This window comes from Luteibacter sp. (assembly GCF_009912395.1).
GTDB lineage: Bacteria > Pseudomonadota > Gammaproteobacteria > Xanthomonadales > Rhodanobacteraceae > Luteibacter.
Genome location: NZ_WNDO01000034.1, coordinates 1 through 20,126, shown reverse-complemented (window position 1 = coordinate 20,126; position 20,126 = coordinate 1). Strand labels below are relative to the sequence as shown.

Annotated in this window: 18 protein-coding genes and 1 pseudogene; 4 read left to right on the top strand and 15 right to left on the bottom strand. The window is 65.4% G+C overall.

The genetic code is table 11. From position 1 onward, the window contains the following. Positions 1 to 3 precede the first annotated feature (3 nt). The 11 genes and pseudogenes from lipB to GAK28_RS22130 form a co-directional block, all read right to left on the bottom strand. A complete protein-coding gene (gene lipB / locus GAK28_RS22180) occupies positions 4 to 672 on the bottom strand; it encodes a lipoyl(octanoyl) transferase LipB (protein ID WP_291784509.1) in 669 nt (222 codons plus the stop codon). A 162-nt stretch (positions 673 to 834) separates the two neighbouring features. After that, positions 835 to 1,125 carry a DUF493 family protein gene (locus GAK28_RS22175; protein ID WP_291784507.1) on the bottom strand — a complete coding sequence of 97 codons (291 nt, stop codon included), beginning with the start codon at positions 1,123 to 1,125 and terminating at the stop codon, positions 835 to 837. Between the two features lie 10 nt (positions 1,126 to 1,135). Next, positions 1,136 to 2,356, bottom strand: a complete 1,221-nt coding sequence (locus GAK28_RS22170; RefSeq protein ID WP_291784575.1) for a D-alanyl-D-alanine carboxypeptidase family protein — start codon at positions 2,354 to 2,356, stop codon at positions 1,136 to 1,138. Positions 2,357 to 2,394: 38 nt separating this feature from the next. After that, positions 2,395 to 2,796, bottom strand: a complete 402-nt coding sequence (locus tag GAK28_RS22165; protein WP_291784573.1) for an SPOR domain-containing protein — start codon at positions 2,794 to 2,796, stop codon at positions 2,395 to 2,397. 249 nt (positions 2,797 to 3,045) lie between these two features. Beyond that, positions 3,046 to 3,600, bottom strand: a pseudogene (locus GAK28_RS22160) (septal ring lytic transglycosylase RlpA family protein); the annotation flags it as partial. Positions 3,601 to 3,821: 221 nt separating this feature from the next. Further along, positions 3,822 to 4,787 carry a lytic murein transglycosylase B gene (gene mltB / locus GAK28_RS22155; protein ID WP_291784505.1) on the bottom strand — a complete coding sequence of 322 codons (966 nt, stop codon included), beginning with the start codon at positions 4,785 to 4,787 and terminating at the stop codon, positions 3,822 to 3,824. A gap of 124 nt (positions 4,788 to 4,911) precedes the next feature. Beyond that, complete coding sequence (gene rodA, locus GAK28_RS22150; RefSeq protein WP_291784503.1) at positions 4,912 to 6,033, bottom strand: rod shape-determining protein RodA; 1,122 nt, start codon at positions 6,031 to 6,033, stop codon at positions 4,912 to 4,914. 2 nt (positions 6,034 to 6,035) lie between these two features. Beyond that, positions 6,036 to 8,042: a penicillin-binding protein 2 gene (mrdA, locus tag GAK28_RS22145; RefSeq protein ID WP_291784501.1), complete on the bottom strand. Its 2,007-nt coding sequence runs from the start codon at positions 8,040 to 8,042 to the stop codon at positions 6,036 to 6,038. Then, the gene (mreD, locus tag GAK28_RS22140; protein ID WP_291784499.1) at positions 8,039 to 8,530 is read right to left on the bottom strand and encodes a rod shape-determining protein MreD; all 492 of its coding nucleotides are present in this window, start codon (positions 8,528 to 8,530) and stop codon (positions 8,039 to 8,041) included. The genes mrdA and mreD overlap by 4 nt, the downstream gene beginning before the upstream one ends. Continuing rightward, positions 8,527 to 9,525 (bottom strand): rod shape-determining protein MreC, encoded by a 999-nt coding sequence (gene mreC / locus GAK28_RS22135; RefSeq protein WP_291784497.1) that lies wholly within the window; start codon positions 9,523 to 9,525, stop codon positions 8,527 to 8,529. Before mreC ends, mreD begins: the two co-directional genes overlap by 4 nt. A 41-nt stretch (positions 9,526 to 9,566) precedes the next feature. Beyond that, positions 9,567 to 10,613 (bottom strand): rod shape-determining protein, encoded by a 1,047-nt coding sequence (locus GAK28_RS22130; protein ID WP_291784495.1) that lies wholly within the window; start codon positions 10,611 to 10,613, stop codon positions 9,567 to 9,569. Between the two features lie 267 nt (positions 10,614 to 10,880). On the opposite strand from GAK28_RS22130, the gene GAK28_RS22125 reads away from it, so the two are divergent. Beyond that, on the top strand, positions 10,881 to 11,816 hold the full coding sequence (locus GAK28_RS22125; RefSeq protein WP_291784493.1) for a carbohydrate kinase family protein: 936 nt from the start codon (positions 10,881 to 10,883) through the stop codon (positions 11,814 to 11,816). 137 nt (positions 11,817 to 11,953) lie between these two features. Here GAK28_RS22125 and glpK read toward each other — a convergent pair whose 3' ends face one another. The 3 genes from glpK to glpD are packed head-to-tail and all read right to left on the bottom strand — an operon-like array spanning position 11,954 to position 15,861. Next, positions 11,954 to 13,456: a glycerol kinase GlpK gene (gene glpK / locus GAK28_RS22120; RefSeq protein ID WP_291784491.1), complete on the bottom strand. Its 1,503-nt coding sequence runs from the start codon at positions 13,454 to 13,456 to the stop codon at positions 11,954 to 11,956. 8 nt (positions 13,457 to 13,464) lie between these two features. Then, the gene (locus GAK28_RS22115) at positions 13,465 to 14,316 is read right to left on the bottom strand and encodes an MIP/aquaporin family protein (protein ID WP_291784489.1); all 852 of its coding nucleotides are present in this window, start codon (positions 14,314 to 14,316) and stop codon (positions 13,465 to 13,467) included. Positions 14,317 to 14,346: 30 nt separating this feature from the next. After that, positions 14,347 to 15,861, bottom strand: a complete 1,515-nt coding sequence (gene glpD, locus GAK28_RS22110) for a glycerol-3-phosphate dehydrogenase (RefSeq protein WP_291784487.1) — start codon at positions 15,859 to 15,861, stop codon at positions 14,347 to 14,349. A gap of 281 nt (positions 15,862 to 16,142) precedes the next feature. On the opposite strand from glpD, the gene GAK28_RS22105 reads away from it, so the two are divergent. Then, entirely contained in the window at positions 16,143 to 17,009 is an 867-nt protein-coding gene (locus GAK28_RS22105) for a LysR family transcriptional regulator (protein ID WP_291784485.1), read from the top strand. An 81-nt stretch (positions 17,010 to 17,090) separates the two neighbouring features. Then, positions 17,091 to 17,990, top strand: a complete 900-nt coding sequence (locus GAK28_RS22100; RefSeq protein WP_291784483.1) for an MBL fold metallo-hydrolase — start codon at positions 17,091 to 17,093, stop codon at positions 17,988 to 17,990. 55 nt (positions 17,991 to 18,045) lie between these two features. On the opposite strand, the gene GAK28_RS22095 is transcribed toward GAK28_RS22100, so the two are convergent. Next, on the bottom strand, positions 18,046 to 18,816 hold the full coding sequence (locus GAK28_RS22095) for a DeoR family transcriptional regulator (RefSeq protein ID WP_291784481.1): 771 nt from the start codon (positions 18,814 to 18,816) through the stop codon (positions 18,046 to 18,048). A 301-nt stretch (positions 18,817 to 19,117) separates the two neighbouring features. Between GAK28_RS22095 and GAK28_RS22090 the strand changes: the two genes are divergently transcribed. Next, complete coding sequence (locus GAK28_RS22090) at positions 19,118 to 19,672, top strand: DUF4879 domain-containing protein (RefSeq protein WP_291784478.1); 555 nt, start codon at positions 19,118 to 19,120, stop codon at positions 19,670 to 19,672. Positions 19,673 to 20,126: the final 454 nt, after the last annotated feature.

Genomic DNA, 20,126 nt, shown 5'->3' with positions numbered 1-20,126 from the left:
CCTTCAGACCGCAAGGCGCGCGGGGAGTTCGGGGAGGGTGGCGTCGGCCGGCACGGCGTGGAAGCCGAACTGCTTGCAGAATTCCTGGATCAGGACATCTTCCACGTCCGCCAGCCGCGACGGACCGCCCAAGTCTATCACCTGGGTGGTCTCCAAACCCTTGTAGCCGCAGGGATTGATGCGGTGGAAGGGTTCCAGGTCCATGTTTACGTTGAAGGCCAGGCCGTGGAAGCTGCAACCCCGGCGGATGCGCAGGCCCAGCGCGGCGACCTTGGCGCCGGCCACGTAGACGCCCGGGACGCCGTCCTTGCGCTCGGCGCCGATATTCCACTCGCCAAGGGTGTCGATCAGGGCCTGTTCGATGCGGTCGACCAGCTCGCGGACGCCCACGCCTACGCGGCGCAGGTCGATCATGGGGTAGGCCACGATCTGGCCCGGTCCGTGGTAGGTGACCTGCCCGCCCCGGTCCACGCGCACCACCGGGATATCCCCGGCGAACAACACGTGTTCTTCGAGACCCGCCTGGCCCAGTGTGAAGACCGGATCGTGCTCCAGCACCCACAACTCGTCGACGGTGTCGTCGGTGCGGTTGTCGGTGAAGGCGCTCATGGCCTTCCAGGTGGATTCGTAGGGGACGCGCCCCAGCCTGCGGACGTTGAGGGGGAGGGTCATGGGGGAAACGACTTGGGCCCGGGTAGGCGGATTCAGGGAATTTGCGGGTGGGGCTTCACGGATGCAAGGGCCCGACCTAAAGACGGTAGGAGCGCGCTTGCGCGCGATCGGGGGGGCGTATCGCCCTGCCCGATCGCGCGCAAGCGCGCTCCTACGGGGGCGTCACATCGTGAAGCGGATATTTTCGTCGGCACGCAAGGTGCTGTGCGCTTCCAGGTACTTCTCGCGGCTGGGCGCCACGAAGGTCACCGTCACCGACTGGTAGTTGCCGGCCGGCGTGAGCTTGGTCGACAGGGTCTCGTGGAGCACCTCCAGGCCGATGCCGTGGAGCAGCACCGGCACGTGCTTGTCGAGACCGGCGTTGGCGTTGCCGATCGCGGTGATCTCGAACTCACCGGGAAACTGGAAGCCCTTGCCGTCCTTCTGGGCCTGGCTGAAGTCGATCTCACGCATGGCGCGCTCCTTACTTCTTGTCGCTGTCGCTGTGGAACCACAGCATGATCGTGTCCCACAGGCGCGAGAAGAAGCCGCCTTCCGGCGCGTCGTTCAGCGCGACCAGCGGAACGGTGACCACCGGCTGGCCGTCGAGCGTCACGCGCAGCGTGCCAACCTGCTGACCCTTCTTGAACGGGGCGATCAGGGTGGAGGGAACGTCGAGGTTGGCCTTGAGCTTGTCGTAGTCGCCACGCTTAACCGAGACCAGCACGTTCTCGCTCACGCCCAGCGGCAGGGTGTTCTCGGCGCCCTTCCAAAGCTTCGGCGTGGCCAGCGGCTTGTTGGCGTCGTAGAGCTTGTGTGCCTCGTAGAAGCGGAAGCCGTAGTTCATCAGCGCCAGCGCGGCATCGGCGCGGCCTTTCTCGCTGCCGGCGCCCATCACGATGGCGATCATGCGGGCGTCGCCCTGCTTGGCCGAGGCGGCAAGGCAGTAGCCGGCGGCGGCAGTGTGGCCGGTCTTGATGCCGTCCACCGTGTTGTCGCGCCACAGCAGCAGGTTGCGGTTGTGCTGCTTGATGCCGTTCCACTCGAACTCCTTCACGGCCGAGATCGCGTAGTCCTCGGGGAAGTCGTGGATGAGCGCACGCGAAAGGATCGCGATGTCGCGGGCCGTCGTGTAGTGATTGGAAATGGGGTAGCCCGACGCATTCTCGAAGTTCGAGTGCGTCATGCCGATCTGCTTGGCATAGGCGTTCATCAGGTTGGCGAACGCCGGCTCGGAACCCGCGGTGTGCTCGGCGAGCGCGATGGCGGCGTCGTTGCCCGACTGGATGATCAGGCCGTACAGCAGGTCCTTCAGCGGCACCTGGCTGTTGAGCTTGAGGAAGCTGGTGGAACCGTCGGTGCCGGCACCGCCGCCACGCCACGCGTTCTCGCTGATCGTGACCGGATCGGTCATGTGGATCTTGCCGTTGGCGACCTCGGCGGAGACGACGTAGTCGGTCATCACCTTGGTGATCGAGGCCGGCTCGACCTGGAGGTCCGGTTCCTTCGACGCGATGATCTGCCCGGTATTGTAGTCCATCAGCACCCAGCTCTTGCCCTCGACATCCGGCGGCGGCGGCACCGGTGCTTCCGGCATCACCGGACGCGGGACGCTGGGACGGGGCGGCGTCTGCTGCGCCACGGTCACGCCGGCGACGAGCGCGGCGGCGGCGAAAGCGAACAGGGAACGGGGCAAGAGCTTCATCATTTCAACGGTCCAGTCAAAAGCAGGAAAAAAGAGGGTCAGTCTACCGCGACCTGGGGCCTGGGCAGGCCCATTTTCGCAATCTGGTCGGTGACCCGGTCGGCGGTGTCCACATCGGCCAGCGGGCCGACGCGGACGCGTTTCACGGTGCGGCCACCGAGTGAGGTCTCGATGACACTGACCGGGCCAAGACCCGCCCGGTTCAATTGGTCGGCCACGCGGGAAGCGTTCGCCGCGTCGGAAAACGCGCCGACCTGGAGGTAGATGCTGGGCTTGCCGGGCACGGCGGTCGGCTGTGTCGCAGGCACGGCAGCGGCCACGACCGGCCTGGCCGGTGCCTGGCTCGCCGGCGCGGCGACCGAACCGGTCGACGCCGGTCGGGCGCCCTGCCCCGCCGCCGCCAACGGCGGCAAGGCCTCGGCGGCGGAGACCTCGGTCATGCCGGCCACGGGGCCTGCATCGTCGGGGTTACCGGTGGCCACGGGCGTGGAGGTGGTCGATGTCGGCGCCGGACGCGGTGCGGATGCCAGCGCCACGCCCGTCGCCACCGCAGACGGCGACGGCGCCGTGCGGCCCGAGGGCGGCGGAGGCGAATACGCCGGACGCGATGGCGGCGGCGGTGCCGTGACCGGCGCGGGCCGGGGTGCCGCCGCGACGATGGGCGGAGCCGCCGACGAGGACGGATCGCGCGGATCGATGGCGCGAACCTCGACCAGGCCGGTGCCCTTGGGCCAGACGCCGATCTTCACGGCGGCGGCGAAGGACAGGTCGATGACGCGGTTTTCGTGGAACGGCCCGCGATCGTTGATGCGCACGATCACGCTCTTGCCGTTCTCCAGGTTGGTGACACGCGCGTAGCTCGGCAGCGGTAACGTCTTGTGCGCCGCCGAGAACTGGTACATGTCGTATTCCTCGAGGTTCGAGGTCTTGTAGCCGTGGAACTTGTTGCCGTAGAACGAGGCGATGCCGCGCTCGACGTACCCGCGCGGGCTGTCGAGCACGTTGTAGGTCTGGCCCAGCACGGAATACGGCGTCTTGTTGCCGTAGAGCGAGCGCGGCTCCACCTTCGGCACCGGCTCGGGAAGCTTGCTGACGTCGGGAATGTCGGTGGGCACGCTGTCGCGGCTGGAGCGATAGCGCGACGACTGCGACTTGCTGATGTCGTCATAGCCACGGGAGGACGACTTGCCGCCGCGCGAGCTGGGGCGGGTGTTCTTTCCACCGCCGCAGCCGACGAGGAACATCGCGAGCAGCAGGATTACCAGCCAGCGGACGATGCTACCGATACGGCCGTTGTTACGGCGTGCGCGGGAACCCAGCGTCGGGCGCTCGGACGAAGCAGCGACATCGAGCGCTTCGCCCTGGGTTCCTGCGTACGCAGGAACGACGTGAGGCGGCGACGAGGTGGAGACCTCGTTCGTGGGAACGACGATGAAGTACCTGGCCAGCCCCCCGACCAGCCCCGTCATCGCGCGTTTGGACCTTTCACGCGGGCGCGGATCTCCTGCGCCAGCTGATCGACGGCGAGGGCGTACATCGGGCTGCGGTTATAGGCGGTGATGACGTAGAAGTTCTGGAAGGTGAACCAGTACTCGTCACCCGACGGGCCGTCGAGGCGCAGCACCTGCGCGTCGCGACCCGGGTCGAGATGCTTCACGGGTGCGAAACCGTCGGCCACGAAGGACTCGACCGGAGCCACCGGTTTCCAGTTTTTCGGGACTTCAGGCGCGCGAGCGCGACGGTCCGGCTGCGCACGGGCGGCGACCGGGCCGCCGGTTTCCCAGCCGTGCTGGGCGAAATAGTTGGCCACGCTGGCGAAGATGTCGCCCATCGAGCCCTTCATGTCGATACGGCCGTCGCCGTCGTAGTCGACGCCCCATTCGCGAATGGACGTGGGCATGAACTGGCCCCAGCCCTGCGCGCCGGCATAGGAGCCGGTCAGCGTGTCGAGCGGACCGCCCAGGTGGTTGGACGGCAGTTCGAGCAGGGTTTTCAGCTCACCGCGGAAGAACGGGGCGCGCTTGGGATAGTAGAACGCCAGCGTCGTGAGCGCGTCGAGCACCTTGTACTTGCCGGTGTTGCGGCCGTAGAAGGTCTCCACGCCGACGATCGCGACGATGTATTCCGGCGGCACGCCGTACTTGCGACCGATGGCGTCGAGCAGCTGGCGATGCGTGCGATAGAACTCCGCGCCGGCGGCAATGCGCTCTTCGGTGAGGAAGATCGGCCGGTAGTCCTTCCACTGCTTGCCCTCGGCCGGGCGGTTCATCGCGTCGATGATCGACTGCTGTTTCTTCGCACTGTCGAGCAGCTTGTTCAGCGCGGCAGGATTCTTGCCCGTATCGCGCGCCACCTCGCGCACCAGCGCGGCCTGCCCGGGATGGGTCTCGGCATGCGCCGACGCGGCGGCGAACATCAGGGGAAGAGCCATCATCGCGCCGGCGAGGCGCGGGAGGAGTCGAGCGGGTCGGGCGCGGCGCGCAGTCAGAACATCATCCATGCGCCGAAGCGTAGCACGCGTGGATGGCGGTTCCGGGGCACGCTTCGGCCCTCGTTCAGGCCGAGTCGTGAAGCTTCCGGTTCGCGTGGATCGACATCAGCACGCCGAAACCGGTGAGCAGGGACACCGCCGATGTACCGCCGTAACTCACCAGCGGCATGGGCACGCCCACTACCGGCAGGATGCCGGCCACCATGCCGCCGTTCACCGCCACGTACACGAAGAAACTCATGCCGATGGCGCCGGCCAGCAGGCGGGAATAGGTGTCGCGGGCGTTCATCGCGATCCACAGGCAACGGCCGATGATGAAGGCGTAAAGCACCATGATCGCGATGACGCCGACCAACCCGAATTCCTCGGAAAACACGGCGAAGATGAAGTCGGTGGTGTGCTCAGGCAGGAAGTCCAGGCGCGACTGCGTGCCGTGCTGCCAGCCCTTGCCGAACATGCCGCCGGAGCCCACGGCGATCTTCGACTGGATGATGTGCCAGCCGTTGCCGAGCGGGTCCGATTCCGGATCGAGCAGCGTGCGCACACGATTGCGCTGATACTCGTGGAGGAACTGCCAGGCCACCGGCACGGCGGCCGCCGCGCTGCCCACCAGCAGGCCGATGCGCCACCAGGCCATGCCCGAAAGGAACAGCGCGAACGCACCCGCGCCAGCCACCAGCAAGGCCGTGCCGAGATCGGGCTGCTCCGCGATGAGGCCGGCGGGTACCGCGATGAGCAGGCCCACCACGATGATGTCCTTCCAACTGGGCGGCAACTGGCGCGGGTGCAGGTACCAGGCCACCATCATCGGCATGGTCAGCTTGAGCAGCTCGGAGGGCTGGAAGCGCATCACGCCAAGATCAAGCCAGCGATACGCGCCGCGCCCTTCGCCAAGCACCGCCACCACGAGCAGCAAGGCCGTGCTGCCGGCATAAAGCCAGGGCGTCCAGGAACGCAGTACGGGCGGCGGGATACGCGAGATGATCACCATCAGCACGCCGCCGAGCACGAAACGCGCAGCCTGGCCGCCGACCAGCGAATAGTTACCCCCGCCCGCGCTATACAGCGTGGAGAGTCCGGCACCGGCCAGCACGATGAGCGCCAGCAGCAGCGGCAGGTCGAGGCGCGGCCGGGTGAGCAGGCGCAGGCCGAAGCGTTTCAGGCGGACGGAAAGCTGTTCGATCATGGTTACTGGTCCTCCCCGTCGTCTTCGGGCGGCACAAGCACGCTGGAGGCCTCGGCGGGCTGCGCGCCCTGCACGGACGAGTTTTCGGCCGGCGCGGCTTCGGGCAGCGCGTCGGCGGTCACGACCTGTCCCGGCGTGGTGTCGACCGGACGCTGGCCGCCCTCGTCGACCACCCACTGGTCGAGAATCTTGCGTGCGATGGGACCGGAATCCGCCGCGCCCCACGCACCGGCCTCGAGCACCACGGCCACGGCGATCTTCGGATCGTCCGCCGGGGTGTAGGCGATGAACAGCGCGCGGTGTCGGGTAGCCAGGTAGGCCGTGTTCTTGTTGGTGTCGTAGGCGTCGGTCTTACGCGAGAAGCGCTCCGCTGTGCCGCTCTTGCCCGCGATGAGGTACGGGAATCCGCCACCGAGTTTCCGGCCCGTACCCTTGCCCGAGTTGATCACCGCTTCCATGCCCTCGTTCACCGTGTCCCAGTCGGCGGGCTTGCGGATCAGTGACGGGCCGGTGGGCGGGAAAGCCTGGCGTTCGCGCGGCGCATCCACGCCGTCCTGCGTATCAAGCATCAAGTGCGGCGTATACGGAATGCCGCGGCCGGCGAAGGTCGCAGTGGCGTGGGCCAACTGCAACGGCGTGACCGCCCAATATCCCTGGCCGATGCCCGCAATGATGGTTTCGCCGGGGAACCAGCCGGACTTGCTGCGCGTGGCCTTCCATTGGCGCGACGGCAGGATGCCCGTCACTTCGCCCACGAGGTCGATGCCCGTCTTGCTGCCGAAGCCGAAGCGGCCCATCCAGTCGGAAAAGCGGTCGATGCCCATGTCGAGGGCAAGCTTGTAGAAATAGGTGTTGGTCGACAGCTCGATCGCACGGACCATGTTCACCGTGCCGTTACCGCCACGCACGTCGTCGCGATAGCAGCGCGACTGCCCGGGAATGCAGAACTCGCCGGTCGACAGCACCGTGTCCGACGGGCGGCGCAGGCCCAGCGTGAGGCCACCCAGGGCGATGAACGGCTTCACCGTCGAGCCCGGCGGATACACGCCGCGCAGCGCGCGGTTGTATAGCGGTTTGTCCGGGGCCGTGGTCAGCGCCTTGTAGTCCACCGAACTGATGCCGTTGACGAACAGGTTGGGATCGAAATCGGGCACGCTGACGAAGGCCAGCACCTGGCCATTGCGCGGATCGATGGCGATGGCCGCACCGGAACGCCCCGCCATCGCCTCCGCGGCGGCCTTCTGCAGGCGCACGTCGATGGTGAGGTAGATGTTTTTGCCCGGCGTGGGTGGCGTGGTGTCGAGCACGGCCTGGGTACGGCCGTCGGCGTTCACCTCGACCAGTTCGTAGCCGGGCGCGCCGTGTAGCAGATCCTCGTACGAGCGCTCGATGCCGATGCGGCCGATATGCGTGGTGCCCTTGTAGCGGGCTTCGTCCACGCGTTGCAGGTCGTCGGCGTCGATGCGGCTCACATAGCCAATGACGTGGGCCATCAGCGGACCGAGCGTATAGCGACGGGTGAGGTACGGCACCACGTCCACGCCGGGGAAGCGCCAGCGGTTCACGGCGAAGCGGCCGATCTCGTCTTCGGTGAGCTTAAGCTTCAGCGGCACGCCGTCGAAACGACGGCTCTGCTTCACCTGCTTCTTGAAGGTAGTGATGTCATCGTCGCTGATCGGCACCACGGCACCGAGACGGGCCAGCATCTCGTCCATGTTGCCGACCTGCTCGGGGGTGACCTCAAGACGGAAAGCGGGGACGTTGTCAGCCAGCAGGACGCCGTTACGGTCGTAGATCAGGCCACGCGCGGGCGGAATGGCCCGGGGCTTGATCCGGTTCTGCTCCGAGCGGGCCACGAACTCGTCGTGGTGGTAGACCTGCAGGTAGACATAGCGCGTGACCACCGCGCACAGGCCGAGCAGGATCAGCGCGAAGCCGGCGAACGCGCGCCGGCGGAACAGCGCCGTTTCGCCGCGAAGCTCCTTCAGCGAGGCGCGCTTGCGACTCATGCGTCATGGATGCGCAGGCGCGCACGCAGGTCGTCGAGGATCAGGAACACGAACGGCCACAGGGCCGCGCCGACCAGCGGCGAAATCCAGAACTCCGGCGGCGGCAGCGGGTCGCCGCCGAACACACGCACCAGCAAAAGCAGGATGCGATCGTTCACCAGCAGACCAAGCACGGCCAGCGACTGCTGCCACATCGGGAAGAAGCGCAGGCGCGAGCGGAAGCGCAACGCGATGAAGACCATGGCGGTGAGGCGCAGGGCCTGCTCGCCGAGCAGCATGCCGTCGAACAGGTCGGCGGCGATACCCAGGCAGAACGCCATGCCCAGCGAAACACGATCACCGGACTGCAGGCACCAGTAGAGCAGCACCAGCGCGGGCCAGTACGGCTTGAACGGCGCCAGCAACCCCGGCATCGGGATCAGCATCAGGAACAGCGAGAGGACCAGCGTGGCCGAGAACCACAAGACGCGGACGCGAACCTTGTTCATGGCTGCGTCCCCGAACTGGCCGCACGGGTGGGCGTAGGCGTGGCGCTGGGCGCGGTCACCGACGGCAAGGTCGGCGGTGGCGGCGCGTTCAGATCCGGCGCCAGGCTGGCCGGCGGACCGGCGTTCGGCGCGGGCGGCGGCGGACCGGCCGGCTCGGCCAGGTCGTGCAGGAGGAGGACGTCCTCGCTGCGGTCCAGGTCGGCGGCGGGCCGCGCCTGCGCGGAAAGGAAGGTGCCCGAGGGGGTCTGTGCCACGTCGCGGATCTCGCCCACGGGGAAGCCCGGCGGGAAACGACCGCCAAGGCCGGAGGTGACCAGCTTGTCGCCCACCTGCACGTCGGCCGCGACCGGAATATTGGGCAGCGTGAGCATGTCGCCCGCGCGCGAGCCATAGGCGATGGTGCGCAGGCCGGTACGTTCGATGGTCACGGGGATGGCGTGGTTCGGGTCGGTGATGAGCATGGCGACGGAGGTGGTGGGCATCACCTCGACGATCTGGCCCATGACGCCACGGGCATCGATCACCACCTGGCCGGGCTGCACCTTGTCGCGCGAGCCCACGTTCAGAACGATGCGATGGCGGTACACGCCGAGGTCCACGCCGACCAGACGCGCCAGCTGCACGTTCAGCGAAAGACTGTGCTGGGTGTCCAGCAGCTCCTTGAGACGCTGGTTCTGCTCGGCGACGGAGGCCATGCGGTTGAGCTTGGCGTTGGCCAGCAGCAAGTCCTCACGCAGGCGCTGGTTGGCCTCGGTGAGAGCCTGGCGATCGGCGAAGGCCACCGTGGCCGCGTGGAAGCCCTGCGACGGCAGACCCGCCACGCGGTAGATGGGCTCCACCACGAGCGACAGGCCATACCGCACGTTGGCCAGCCAGCCACTGCGGTGATCCATCACCATGATGACGCAGGCGAGCGCGAGGTAGACGATCAGGCGCAGGGTACCCGCCACCGCAGGCGAGAACAGCGGCGACTTGTCGTCGCGATTCAGGGCCATGGGTCAGCGCGCTCCGGCCAAATGCGCGGGGCGCGCGGTCATCATTCGAAGGCGAAGAAGTCGCTGCCGTGCTGGTCGATCATCTCCAGCGCCTTGCCGCCGCCACGGGCCACACAGGTGAGCGGGTCGTCGGCCACCTGAACGTGCAGGCCGGTTTCCTCGGAGATGAGGCGGTCCAGGTCGCGCAGGAGGGCGCCACCACCGGTAAGCACGATGCCACGCTCGGCCACGTCGGAGCAGAGCTCCGGCGGGGTCTGCTCCAGCGCCGCCTTCACCGCCGCCACGATGCCGGAGAGCGGCTCGTGCAGGGCTTCCAGCACTTCGTTGGAGTTGATCGTGAACATGCGCGGCACGCCTTCGGCGAGATTGCGGCCGGAGATTTCCATCTCGCGGACCTCACTCTGCGGGAAGGCGCAGCCCACTTCGAGCTTGATGCGCTCGGCGGTGGATTCACCGATCAGCGTGCCGTGGTTGCGGCGCACGTAGTTGATGATGGCTTCGTCGAAGCGGTCGCCGCCGACGCGGACCGACTGCGAGTAGACGATGCCGTTCAGCGAGATCACCGCCACCTCGGAGGTGCCGCCGCCGATATCGAGGACCATCGAGCCGCGGGCCTCGTGTACCGGGATGCCGGCACCGATCGCGGCGGCCATCGGCTCCTCGATGAGGAACACGTCGCGGGCGCCGGCGCCTTCGGCCGATTCCTTGATGGCGCGGCGTTCCACCTGGGTGGAGCCGCAAGGCACGCAGACCAGCACGCGCGGGCTCGGGCGCAGCATGCGCGAGCGGTGCACCTGCTTGATGAAGTGCTGCAGCATCGCCTCGGTCATGGTGAAGTCGGCGATGACGCCGTCCTTCATCGGACGCACCGTGGCGATGTTGCCCGGGGTACGACCCAGCATGCGCTTGGCGTCGCCACCCACGGCCGCGACGGCACGCGGGCCACCCGGGCCGCGGTCCTGGCGGATCGCGACAACCGACGGCTCATTGAGGACGATGCCCTGGCCCCGCACGTAGATAAGCGTATTCGCCGTGCCGAGATCGATGGAAATATCGTTCGAAAAGATTCCGCGGAACTTCTTAAACATGATGCGGCGGGCGCCAATTGCGGGAAAAAGTAAGCGTGGAAGTCTAGATTGGCGCCCTCGCCCACGCAAGGGCAAAGACGTTAAGAAAGCCTTGTAAGTCCGGATGATGCGTGAGAATGCTGTACCGATCCCGTAAATCTGTACGTACCCGGATATCGCCTGCGGGAAAGTTTTTGGGTACCATCGATGGGTTTACCGGACCCCGCGCGGTCCGAGTTCGCGGCGGCCGGGTCACGGCCGCGCCAATCACTTCAGGGTCACCAACGCATGACTGCCGTAATCTGCGGATCGCTCGCCTATGACACCATCATGGTGTTCCAGGACCAGTTCAAGAACCACATCATTCCGGATCAGGTTCACATCCTGAACGTGTCGTTCCTGGTGCCGGCCATGCGCCGCGAGTTCGGCGGCTGCGCGGGCAACATCGCCTACAACCTGAAGCTGCTTGGCGGCGACCCGATGCCGGTGGCCACCGTCGGCCAGGATTTCGGTCCGTACCGTACGCACATGGAAAAGCACGGCATCCGTCTCGACGGCGTGCGCCAGTACGACGACATGTTCACGCCGCAGTGCTTCATCACCACCGACCTGGACAACAACCAGATCACCGCCTTCCATCCGGGCGCCATGTCCAACGCGCACGACAACCATGTGCGTGACATCCCGGATTACGAGTTCGGCATCGTCGCGCCGGATGGCCGCGAAGCCATGCTGCAGCATGTGGACGAGTTCGCCGCGCGCGGCGTGCCCTTCATCTTCGACCCGGGCCAGGCGATGCCGCTGTTCAACGGCGACGAGTTCCGCTCGATGATCGAAAAATCGAAGTACGTCATCGTCAACGACTACGAGTCGCAGCTGTTGCAGCAGCGCACGGGTTGGAGCGCGACCGACATCGCGTCCAAGGTGGAGGCCTACATCGTCACCCTCGGCCCGCGCGGTTCGCAGATCCACGTCAACGGCGAAGTCATCGAGATCGGTCCGGCGCGCGAGCGCCAGGTCGTCGACCCCACCGGTTGCGGCGACGCTTACCGCGCCGGCCTCATCTTCGGCATCATGAAGGGCTACGACTGGAAGACCATCGGCAACATGGCGTCGCTGATGGGCGCGCTGAAGGTCGAACATCCGGGCACGCAGAACCAGTACTTCACGTACGAGCAGTTCGCGGCCGAGTTCAAGGGACAGTTCGGTTACGAGCTGGCTTGAGGCATCGATAAAGAAGGGGCGGCGCAGTGATGCGCCGCCCCTTTTTTTGCGTCGTCTTTCTGTAGGAGCGCGCTTGCGCGCGATGGAGGCTTCTTACCGAGTACCCCATCGCGCGCAAGCGCGCTCCTACAAACGCTTTAATTGCGGGGCTTGAAGCCCATCGTCGCGTTCACTGCCTGCTTCCAGCCCTCGTACAGGTCGTCGCGGCGTTCCTTCGACATCGACGGCTTGAACTGGTGGTCCACCGCCCAGCGCTTGGCGATGTCGTCCTTGCTCTTCCAGAAGCCCACCGCAAGACCGGCGAGGTAGGCAGCCCCCTGTGCCGTGGTTTCCTGCACCTTCGGACGCAGCAGGGTCACGTCGAGGATGTCGGCCTGGAACTGCGCCATGAAGTCGTTGGCGATGGCGCCACCGTCGGCGCGCAGTTCCTTCAGCTGAATACCGGAATCGCTCTGCATCGCCTCGAGGACGTCGCGCGTCTGGTAGGCCATCGACTCCAACGCGGCGCGGATGAACTGCTCCTTGGTGGTGCCGCGTGACAGGCCGAACACGGCGCCGCGCACATCGCTCTTCCAGTACGGCGCGCCGAGGCCCACGAAAGCAGGCACGAAGTACACGCCGTCGTTGTCCTTCGCGCGTTCCGCGTACGACTGCGAATCCGATGCCTTGCCCAGCATGCGCAGACCGTCGCGCAACCACTGGATGACCGAGCCGGCGACGAAGATACTGCCTTCCAGCGCGTATTCCACCTTGCCGTCGACGCCCCAGGCGATGGTAGTGAGCAGGCCGTTCTTCGAACGCACGGCCTTCTCGCCCGTGTTCATCAGCATGAAGCAACCGGTGCCGTAGGTGTTCTTCGCCAGGCCCGGTTCGAAACACGCCTGGCCGAACAGAGCGGCCTGCTGGTCGCCAGCGACACCCGCGATGGGGACCTCGCGACCGAAGAAATGCTTGGCGAGCGTCGTGCCGTACACCTCGCTGGACGACTTCACTTCCGGCAGCATCGACTTCGGGACGTTGAGCATCTTCAGTAGCTCATCGTCCCACTGACGCTTGTAGATGTCGTACATCAGCGTGCGCGAGGCGTTGGTGTAGTCGGTGACGTGCACCTTGCCGCCGGTGAGGTTCCAGATCACCCAGGTATCGATCGTGCCGAACAGCAGCTCGCCCTTTTCCGCTTTCTCCTGCGCGCCTTCGACGTGGTCGAGGATCCAGCGCACCTTGGTGCCGGCGAAGTAGGCATCGATCAGAAGGCCCGTCTTCTCGCGGACCATCTCCTCGTGACCGGCCGCCTTGAGCTTTTCGCAGATATCGGCCGTCTGCCGCGACTGCCACACGATGGCGTTGTAGATGGGCTGGCCCGTGGACTTCTCCCAGACCACCGCCGTCTCGCGCTGGTTGGTGATGCCGATGCCTTCGATCTGCGACGCATCGATGCCGGAGCTGCTGATGACCTCGGTCATGGTCGACAGCACGCTGGTCATGATCTCGCGCGGGTTGTGTTCCACCCAACCCGGTTGCGGGAAGATCTGCGTGAATTCGCGCTGCGCGGTGCCGGCGATGTTGCCGTCGTGATCGAACAGGATGGTGCGCGAGCTGGTCGTGCCCTGATCGATCGCCAGGATGTATTTCTTGCTCATGACTGGCCTCACTTAACGTTGTGCGTGGAAGACTTGGCGGCCGCGAGGCACGCTTCTTCAAGCGCACGCTGCCGGGCCGGCAGGAAGGGATGCACGAGCAGCTGGTACGCGCCACCGCCGACGACACCGCCGATCAGCGGACCCACGATGGGGATCCACCAGTAGTTGTCGGGTGACGGCAGGGCCGACGGGCCCCAATCGGCAAAGTAGGCGAACAGGCGCGGACCGAAATCGCGGGCCGGGTTGATCGCCCAGGCTTCGAGATAACCCATCGACGCGCCGATGGTGGCGACCAGCAGGCCGATGATGAGCGCACCGGAATTCGCACCCGGCGCCGTCTCGTTGTACTGCTCGGTGATGGCAAAGATGCCGAACAGCAGGAACGCGGTCAGGATGATCTGGTCGGACAGCGCATGCATCGGCGTGATGGCCAGGCCCGGATGCGTAAAGAACACGCCGGCCGCGCCACCCGCTTCGCGCGTGAGGTTATGCGTGGCGTTGAAGTGGTCGATCACCGGCCCGAACAGGGCATAGACGATGGCCGCGCCGAGGAAGGCACCGATGACCTGGGCGACCCAGTACGGCACCACTTTCTTCCACGAGAAGTCGCGGAATATCGCCAGGGCCAAGGTCACCGCGGGATTGGCATGCGTGCCCGATACCGAAGCCGTCGCGTAGATCGCGATGGTCACCGCCAGGCCCCACGCGATACAGACGCCCCAATAGGCGTTCTGGTACGGACTGGGATCGTAGAGCACATACATGCACGCCACGGAATCACCGAAGGCGATGATGATGAACATCGCCAACGCCTCGGATATCAATTCGCCTATCTGTTGCCGCATGACCTGACTCTCCATTGGTTGCACGGTGTGGAGCCCGTCCCCGTACTATGGGTTCGTTGTTTTTTCGTTCTTCGGGAAACGACGGGCGAGGTAATCGGTGAGCTGGCGCACGCCCTGCGCGTCGATACGCAGGCCGAGCTTGCTACGGCGCCAGAGGATATCTTCGTCCTCGGTCGCCCACTCGTGGCGCACGAGGTAATCGACTTCGGCCTGGTAGAGGTCGGCGCCGAAATGCTGGCCCAGCGCGTCGAGTCCGCTGGCCTCGCCAAGCAGGTCGCGCGCACGGGTACCGTAGCTATGGGCGAGGCGCCAGGCGTGGTTTTCGGTCAGCCACGGGCGGCTGGAGCGCAGGTCGGCGATCAGTTCGTCCATGTCGCGTTCGTCACCGCCGGGCAACGGCGGCGCGTCGGCGGTCCAGGCCGGCTTGGTGTTGCCCAGCAGGGGGGCGAGACGGTCCACGGCTTCCTCGGACAGCTTGCGGAAGGTGGTGAGCTTGCCACCGAATACGTTGAGCAGCGGCGCGCCGTGCTGGTCGATATCGAGCAGGTAGTCGCGCGTCACTTCGGAGGCCTTGCCCGAATCGTCCTGAAGGAGCGGACGGACGCCGCTGTAGCTCCAGACCACGTCGCTTGTCGTGAGTTGTTTCTTAAAGTAGCGGTTGGCCGCTTCGCAGAGGTAGGCGGTTTCGTCGTCCGAGATCGTCGGATGCGACGGATCGTCCTTGTATTCGATGTCCGTCGTGCCGATCAGCGTGAAATCGCGCTCGTACGGAATGGCGAAGACGATGCGCCGGTCCGGCTGCTGGAAGATGTACGCGTAGCGATGGTCGAAGATCTTCGGCACCACGATGTGGCTGCCCTTGATCAGGCGTAGCGAGTGATCGTGCTTCACATGGGCCACGTCGTCGAGGAACGAGGCGGCCCAGGGACCGGCGGCATTCACCAGGGCGCGGGCTTTGACGAAATGACGGGAACCGTCGCGGGCTTCCAGTTCGGCCGTCCAGCCATCGCCGTCGCGACGAGCGCTGACGCAGCGGGTATGTGTTTCGATGTGGGCACCGCGACGGGCGGCATCCATGGCGTTGAGGACCACCAGGCGGGCGTCCTGCACCCAGGCGTCGGAGTACACGAAGCCTTGGGTGAATTCGTCGCGCAGCGGTTCACCGGTGACGTGCTTGCCGAAGCGGACGCGGCGCGAGCCCGGCAGGGTGCGACGGCCGCGGCCGAGATGGTCGTAGAGGAACAGGCCGATGCGGATCATCCACGCCGGACGCAGGTGAGGCTGGTGCGGCAACACGAAACGTAACGGCCAGATGATGTGCGGCGCGGCACGCAGCAGCACTTCGCGCTCCGCCAGCGCCTTTCCCACCAGGGCGAATTCGAATTGCTCCAGGTAGCGAAGGCCGCCATGGATCAGCTTGGTGCTGGCGCTGGACGTATGCGAGGCGAGATCGTCGCGCTCGCACAACCACACGCTCAGGCCGCGACCTACGGCATCGCGGGCAATGCCCACGCCGTTCACGCCACCACCTACCACCAGAACATCGACCTGCTCGACCATCACGCACTCCGCTTGGCTGGAGGCGAGACGACGCTGAGGGGTGAAACCCTACGCTCGGGTACGTTCGTTTCGGGGACCGATTTGCCAAAACTTGCGCAAATACGAACATTTCACACGATCAGCGGCGCCTAGCCCGCGTTGAAATGAGCATATTCGAACACAAACGAACATCGCACGCTGCATTGCAGCGAATCGGCAAGTCAGCCGGCAGCCGGAAAGCCGGCTTGCCAGCCCTCCCCGGCTCACGCACAGTCGGAATCTTCGCCGACAGGAGCCCGGCCGTGGACTGGAGTGACGTTCGTATCTTTCTCGCCGTGGCCCGCCAGGGCTCGCTGGGCGCCGCTGCACGGACGCTGGGCCTCAGCCACCCGACCGTCGGACGACGGGTCCGGGCCTTCGAGGAGGACACGGGCCAGCCCCTGTTCCAGCGGCATACGGACGGTGTGTTGCTCACGGACGCCGGCGCTCGCGTACTCCGGCTTGCCGAGGAGATGGAAGCCTCCGCCCTGGCGATCCAGCGCCGGCTGGCCGGGGAGGACGGTACATTGGCCGGTCCGCTACGGATCTCGTCCGCCGACTGGTTCGCCACCTATATCCTGCCGCCGGTCATCGAAGCCGTGCTTCAGGATCATCCCGGCATCCGGCCGGAGCTGATGGTCAGTTCCCGGCGTTATGACCTTTCCCGTCGAGAAGCCGATGTGGTCTTTCGTGTCGTGCCTTTCGAGGAACCGGGTGTCGTGCAGTGCCGCCTCCTCCGGATCGACTACGGACTGTACGCACGGGACGATGCCACGACACCCACACGGGGCGACGGACGCGGGACCGATCTTGTACTGATGGATACCTCGGTCCACCGCTATCCCGAAGTGGACTGGCTGGAAGAAATGTTGCCGCATGCACGCCCGGTCATCGTGTCGAACCATCGCGCCCTACAGGCCCGGCTATGCCAGCGGGGCATGGGGCTTGCGGTGTTGCCCCGCGCAGTGGGCGACACCACGATCGGCCTGCGACGCATCGACCTTGGCGAGGAGCCGCCGTCACGGCATATCTGGATGGGCTACCACGAAGACATGCGCGGCATGGATCGCGTGCGCGCCCTCGCCGATATCGCCATGCGCATGCTGGGCGGCGAGCCCGAACATTCCTGAAGGACTGACGCACACGGCTGTCAGTGTGCGCGATGCGATGGGAACGGCACGCTGGAATCCCTTACCCAGGCATTCCTTCCCATGTGTGACAACCTCCCCGTACTGCTTCGACAGCCTTCGTCATCCACCAGGGACGACGCGACCTTTCACCGGACGGTATTCGGCGCGCTGACGATCACCGCCCTGTGCGACGGGCATTTTCCTCTATGCGCCCACGATGTCCTACGCAGTGGTGACACGCCGTTGGGCGATCTGCTGGAAGATGCCCACCTGGACGCCGTGGTTCCCAGTCACGTGAACGCCTTCCTAGTGGACGACGGTACGCACCGTACGCTGATCGATACCGGGGCGGGCCATCTCCAGGACGCCACGCTCGGGAGGATGACCCTGCAGCTCATGGCCGCCGGGTACGATCCGCACGACATCGATATCGTACTTCTGACGCACCTTCATCCGGATCACATGGGCGGCCTGACGCACCATGGCGAGGCCGTGTTTTCACGGGCCACCGTACATGTGCCTCGCGACGAATCCGAGTTCTGGCTGGATAACGGTGAACCTGCCGATGTCGACGGCAGCGTTCGCGCGACGTTCGAACATGCCCGACGGACACTCGCCCCGTATCTCCGGGAAGGACGCTACCGGCCGTTCGAGCCGGGAACGACCTGGCTCGGTTATATCTCGGCGGAACCCCTGCCAGGTCACACCTGTGGGCACACCGGATATCGGGTACGCACGGATGCCGGCGATATCGTGTTTTGCGGGGATCTGTTCCATGTCGCCGCGGTGCAACTGGTCACGCCCGGCGTGACCGTCTGTTACGACAGCGATCCTATGCGAGCGCACGCGACGCGCAAAGCGTTCCTCAATGCGATGGCGCGGCGAGGAGATATCGTCGGTGCAGCGCACGCGCCATTTCCGGGGTTGGGGCGTATCCGGAACGACGGCGCGGGATATGCGTGGGAACCCTGCGTTGAATGACAGATGTCGTTGCGAGGGCTCGCGCGGATGAACCGGCCCTCGCGGTGCAGGAAGGCTAGTCGCCGGCGATGTGGAGCTGCGTGTTCGAGCTTTCGAGCACGGGAAGCAACTCGTCCGGCGGCGTGCGATCGGTGAACCAGGCATCGACCCGCGAGAAGTCACCCAGGCGCACCATCGCGTTGCGGCCGATCTTGCTGTGGTCCGCACCAAGGAAGACCTGGCGGGAATGTTCGATGATCGCCTGCGCGACGCGGACTTCGTGGAAGTCGAAATCCAGCAGGGTGCCGTCGAGCTCGATGCCTGAAATGCCGATGATGCCGTAGTCGACCTTGAACTGCCGTATCAGCTCGATCGTCGCCTCGCCGGTGACACCATGATCGCGTCGACGCACCACGCCGCCGGCGACAATCACCTCGAAGGTAGGATTCTGGCTCAGCAGGATCGCGATATTGAGGTTGTTGGTGATGACGCGCAGGTCTCGATGGTCAAGCAGTGCCCGGCCGACGCCTTCGTTTGTCGTGCCCAGGTTGATGAACAGGGATGAGCCATCCGGGATCTCCCGGGCGATGGCCTGGGCGATCCGGCCTTTTTCCACGGCTTGCAGTGACTGGCGCGCGTCGTAGGCCACGTTTTCCACGCTGGAAGGCGCGCTGACACCACCGTGGTAACGACGGATCAGGCCACCGTCTTCCAGGAGGTTCAGGTCACGCCGGATGGTCTGCGGCGCCACGTCGAAATGGCTGGCCAGTTCGTCGACGCCGACGAAGCCTTCCCTCTGCACAAGGGCGATGAGTTCTTCTTGGCGTCGATTGAGTCGTGGATCCATGGTCTTTCCGTCGCTACGTCGTACGGAACCATCATGCCGCCTTATCGGTGAGGTGTCATGCGGCGGTCGCGCATCGGCCAACGGCGCTTGCTGCCAATTCAGCCTATCGATCGCCCGATTGCCGACATCCTTCACCGCGCGATGCACGGATCATGCTCGGGCCTTCGCCATGGCGCGGCGAAGGTTTCGTGCAAGGCCCCTCTTCGGACACGTTTATTCGAGCCGGCGAATCTCCTTGGCACCCGCGGCGATCGACGCGTTCGACGATCGCTTTCGTACCCTTTCACGAGTACCCCTATCGATGACCTACCGTGCCGTCCTATTCGCCACAGCGATGATCGTCTGTGGAGCCTCCCAGGCCCAGCAGGCCGCAGATGTCCCGTCAGCCGTCACTGCGCTAGAACCGCTTCTCCAGCGTGGCGACATTGTCGCGCCGCCGATGACGAACGGCTTTTCTGCCGCACCCTTCGCCCCTGCGCCTCCCCTGACCCGCATCATCGTCTACGCTGTCGGTTCCTCGAACTGTGGGTGGGAGTACCCGTCTGCGGGCCAGCTTTCGACCAGTTGCGACCATGGTGGTGCGCAGTTGCGTACGGCCGTGCTTGAGATCGGCTACGGCGGCAACCCCTTCGTTTCGATGAATGGTGGCCAGCTGCCAGGCTCGGCCCAGATCGGCCATACATCTGTCTGCATCACCGGCAACCAGTACACCTGGCCTTGTACCGCCGGACAAACGGTGGCCGGTTGGCTCAACGAATACAACCTCGATGGCCAGCAGTCGGGTACGTTCAAATATCAGAACACGTCGCTGAACTCCCCGTGGAATACGATCGTTACGCAGATCAACATCCGTTGAGGGATCACAACGAAAAAAGCCCGGGCCATCGCGGTCCGGGCTTTTTATTTGTGGTGTCGGGATATCCCTAACGATAGTCACGGCGACGGTGAGCCTTGGAACCGCCCCGCCTGGGCGGAGAGATTGCCTTTTCCGCCTATCGATGGGATGGACGTGTGTCACGAACCGTCATCTTGCGGATTGATCCTTCGTGGGCGGAAGCATCATTGCATCCGCCAGCGTCATACGAGTGATTGCGTCCGCGCGTATCCCCCACCCCACAGGCTGCCATGAGCCTCCGCCCACCGGAGGTTCGCGGAGTCTTGGCTGTGTTTGGAGTTTCGAGCTTTCTGTAGGAGCGCGCTAGCGCGCGATGGGGTGTTGCGGCGAGGTCCGATCGCGCGCAAGCGCGCTCCTACAGGGGCTTGGGGGCGGCGAGGCAAAAGAAAAACCCCGGTCTCAGAAGAGACCGGGG

Coding starts and splice junctions, on each gene's coding strand:
- lipB (WP_291784509.1), bottom strand. CDS start 672: ATGACCCTCCCCCTCAACGTCCGCAGGCTGGGGCGCGTCCCCTACGAA.
- GAK28_RS22175 (WP_291784507.1), bottom strand. CDS start 1,125: ATGCGTGAGATCGACTTCAGCCAGGCCCAGAAGGACGGCAAGGGCTTC.
- GAK28_RS22170 (WP_291784575.1), bottom strand. CDS start 2,356: ATGAAGCTCTTGCCCCGTTCCCTGTTCGCTTTCGCCGCCGCCGCGCTC.
- GAK28_RS22165 (WP_291784573.1), bottom strand. CDS start 2,796: ATGACCGAGGTCTCCGCCGCCGAGGCCTTGCCGCCGTTGGCGGCGGCG.
- mltB (WP_291784505.1), bottom strand. CDS start 4,787: ATGGCTCTTCCCCTGATGTTCGCCGCCGCGTCGGCGCATGCCGAGACC.
- rodA (WP_291784503.1), bottom strand. CDS start 6,033: ATGATCGAACAGCTTTCCGTCCGCCTGAAACGCTTCGGCCTGCGCCTG.
- mrdA (WP_291784501.1), bottom strand. CDS start 8,042: ATGAGTCGCAAGCGCGCCTCGCTGAAGGAGCTTCGCGGCGAAACGGCG.
- mreD (WP_291784499.1), bottom strand. CDS start 8,530: ATGAACAAGGTTCGCGTCCGCGTCTTGTGGTTCTCGGCCACGCTGGTC.
- mreC (WP_291784497.1), bottom strand. CDS start 9,525: ATGGCCCTGAATCGCGACGACAAGTCGCCGCTGTTCTCGCCTGCGGTG.
- GAK28_RS22130 (WP_291784495.1), bottom strand. CDS start 10,613: ATGTTTAAGAAGTTCCGCGGAATCTTTTCGAACGATATTTCCATCGAT.
- GAK28_RS22125 (WP_291784493.1), top strand. CDS start 10,881: ATGACTGCCGTAATCTGCGGATCGCTCGCCTATGACACCATCATGGTG.
- glpK (WP_291784491.1), bottom strand. CDS start 13,456: ATGAGCAAGAAATACATCCTGGCGATCGATCAGGGCACGACCAGCTCG.
- GAK28_RS22115 (WP_291784489.1), bottom strand. CDS start 14,316: ATGGAGAGTCAGGTCATGCGGCAACAGATAGGCGAATTGATATCCGAG.
- glpD (WP_291784487.1), bottom strand. CDS start 15,861: ATGGTCGAGCAGGTCGATGTTCTGGTGGTAGGTGGTGGCGTGAACGGC.
- GAK28_RS22100 (WP_291784483.1), top strand. CDS start 17,091: ATGTGTGACAACCTCCCCGTACTGCTTCGACAGCCTTCGTCATCCACC.
- GAK28_RS22095 (WP_291784481.1), bottom strand. CDS start 18,816: ATGGATCCACGACTCAATCGACGCCAAGAAGAACTCATCGCCCTTGTG.
- GAK28_RS22090 (WP_291784478.1), top strand. CDS start 19,118: ATGACCTACCGTGCCGTCCTATTCGCCACAGCGATGATCGTCTGTGGA.